Raw genomic sequence first — 1,064 nt, 5'->3', positions numbered from 1 at the left:
GTAGTAAGAATCGTAATAAATTCGCAATAGGTTTCCGGTACCACGTCTGCCGGGGGTTCGAATCCCTCCGAGCGCGTCTATAGGATCCGATAGGATTCGATTTATCATTTGTGAAAAAGCTAAAAACCCTTTGAAATAAAGGGTTTTTAGCTTTTTTTTATGTGGGTGGAATTAAAAATGAGTAAACGATAATGTTACGTTTTATACAAATTTTCCATTTGTGGATCTTTTGAGATATGGAGAAAAGTAAGAAGCTGTCATACAAGGATGTTGTCATGACAGAAAAAGCAACTTTGATGGGGAAGAGATTTTATGGTCGATAAGTATACCAATTAGTCAAATCCCTAGAAAGAAAACAGGTTATGGCTTTGAACGGAAGGTGAATCTTCATTATGAAAATGAAATCGGCGGAAAGATTGCGCCTGCATTTGATTTTGAAGTTCCGACGAATATGGTTGATAGTTATTTGACATACAAGAAAAACGGAAACCGTTCTTTAGTTGAAATGGAAGAAGCGAAGCACAGTAGTGAAATGAAGGGCGAAACATTAGTGTATGACATTATGTATGAGCTTCCGCATATCAACGTCGAGCGTCATACAGGTCGCCTATTTGATGATGAACAGGTCGAGAAGAAAGACAAAAGAATCACGTATGATCTTGTGGATGGAGGTCGTAAGTTTTATAGCCCTATTTGGTCTTATATGGGGAAGTATGACATGAAACTGAAATCACAGCCTTTGGGTGTGAATCTCGTTATGGTGGATGTGCAACAGCAACTAGAGCTATACGCTCATATGTATGCTCATATGGATTCGGAAACGAAGGAATATGACGAGGTTCTTTTGAAGCCAGTGTATGCAGATGATCCGTTTCCTAATGGTTTACCAGATGGATGGACAAAAGAGGACCTGGAATGGATAAAAAACAAATAGTAGAGAGGGTTTTTATAATGTCAAGGTCTTTTAGTTGAACTATAGGTCGCCTTCTTCATTGCATTTAATTTACATTTATTTGATATTGTGGTAACGTTATATAGGATGAAATACTTACTTGTTGATAAGG

The 1,064-nt window shown here is 37.7% G+C and carries 1 protein-coding gene; it reads left to right on the top strand.

From position 1 onward, the window contains the following. Positions 1-379 precede the first annotated feature (379 nt). Positions 380-934, top strand: a complete 555-nt coding sequence (locus V7L95_RS03870) for a hypothetical protein (RefSeq protein ID WP_340968069.1) — start codon at positions 380-382, stop codon at positions 932-934. Positions 935-1,064 lie beyond the last annotated feature (130 nt).

Origin of the sequence: Bacillus sp. PPSBB_11, from assembly GCF_038023285.1 — a bacterium.
In the GTDB taxonomy this organism is placed as follows: domain Bacteria; phylum Bacillota; class Bacilli; order Bacillales; family Bacillaceae; genus Bacillus; species Bacillus altitudinis.
The sequence above is the reverse complement of the archived record's forward strand: the minus strand, read 5'-3'. Positions and strand labels throughout refer to the sequence as shown.